The organism is Bartonella sp. AD328YNZD (assembly GCF_042196425.1).
The window spans coordinates 1-1,868 of sequence record NZ_JBHIQG010000419.1 but is presented as its reverse complement, the minus strand read 5'-3'; the positions used below and the strand labels follow the sequence as shown (position 1 = coordinate 1,868).

General features: G+C 42.9%; 1 protein-coding gene. It reads left to right on the top strand.

The features are described 5' to 3' along the window. Window positions 1–1,868 (top strand): DNA-directed RNA polymerase subunit beta (gene rpoB / locus ACFIO3_RS12420; protein WP_375704550.1); only part of this gene is annotated, 1,868 nt, incomplete at both ends.

Sequence of the window (1,868 nt, the reverse complement as noted above, 5' to 3'; positions counted from 1 at the left end):
GAAATTACCCATAAACGCCGTCTTTCTGCTCTTGGTCCAGGTGGTTTGACTCGTGAACGTGCGGGTTTTGAAGTTCGTGACGTCCATCCTACGCATTATGGTCGAATTTGTCCGATTGAAACACCAGAAGGCCCGAATATTGGTCTGATTAACTCCTTAGCAACCTTTGCTCGGGTTAACAAATATGGCTTTATTGAAAGCCCATATCGAAAAATTATTGATGGTAAAGTCACAAAAGAAGTTATTTATCTTTCTGCGATGGAAGAAGCAAAGCATTATGTAGCTCAAGCTAATTCTTCATTAGATAGTGAAGGCCGCTTTATAGAAGAGTTTGTTGTTTGCCGTCATGCAGGTGAAGTTTTAATGGCGCCACGCGATCATGTTGATTTGATGGATGTTTCACCAAAACAGTTGGTTTCAGTTGCAGCAGCGCTTATTCCATTTTTGGAAAATGATGATGCGAATCGTGCGTTGATGGGATCGAACATGCAGCGTCAGGCAGTTCCTCTTGTACGCGCTGAGGCACCCTTTGTTGGTACGGGAATGGAATCCGTTGTTGCACGCGATTCAGGAGCTGCTGTGAGTGCAAAACGTAGTGGTATTGTTGATCAGGTTGATGCGACCCGTATTGTTATCCGTGCAACAGAAGATTTAGATCCTTCAAAATCAGGTGTTGATATTTATCGCTTACAAAAATTTCAGCGTTCTAATCAGTCCACTTGTATTAATCAGCGTCCTCTTGTGCATGTCGGTGATAGGGTAGAGAAGGGTGATATCATTGCAGATGGTCCATCCACGGATCTTGGTGATTTAGCTCTTGGGCGGAATGTTCTTGTAGCCTTTATGCCTTGGAATGGATACAATTACGAAGATTCCATTTTGTTATCTGAGCGCATTGTTGCTGATGATGTCTTTACTTCGATTCATATTGAGGAATTTGAAGTTGCAGCACGTGATACAAAACTTGGTCCAGAAGAAATTACGCGTGATATTCCTAATGTTGCGGAAGAGGCGTTAAGAAATCTTGATGAAGCTGGCATTATTTATATTGGTGCTGAAGTTCAACCAGGTGATATTTTAGTTGGAAAGATTACACCAAAGGGTGAAAGTCCTATGACGCCGGAAGAAAAGCTTCTGCGTGCAATTTTTGGGGAAAAGGCATCCGATGTTCGTGATACTTCTATGCGTATGCCACCTGGGACTTTTGGTACTGTTGTTGAAGTTCGGGTTTTTAATCGCCATGGTGTGGAAAAAGATGAACGTGCTATGGCAATTGAGCGTGAAGAAATTGAGCGTTTAGCAAAAGATCGTGATGATGAACAGTCGATTCTTGATCGCAATGTTTACGCGCGTCTTACCGATATGTTGACGGGTAAAGTTGCTGTAGAAGGTCCGAAAGGCTTTTCGGGTAGTAAAAAGCTTGATAGTACAGTAATGGGGCATTATCCACGATCACAGTGGTGGCAATTTGCTGTTGAGGATGAAAAGCTTCAAAATGAAATTGAAGCTTTGCGTAAGCAATATGATGAATCAAAAGAAGCATTACAACGTCGCTTTATGGATAAAGTTGAAAAAGTCCAAAGAGGTGATGAAATGCCTCCTGGTGTCATGAAAATGGTGAAGGTTTTTGTGGCTGTGAAACGCAAAATCCAACCAGGTGATAAGATGGCGGGGCGTCACGGGAATAAGGGTGTTGTTTCACGTATTCTTCCCGTAGAAGATATGCCATTTCTTGAAGATGGGACCCATGCTGATATCGTCTTGAATCCACTTGGTGTGCCTAGTCGTATGAATGTTGGACAAATTCTTGAGACGCACCTTGGTTGGGCATGTGCCGGGATGGGCAAGAAGATTGGCGATTTGTTAGA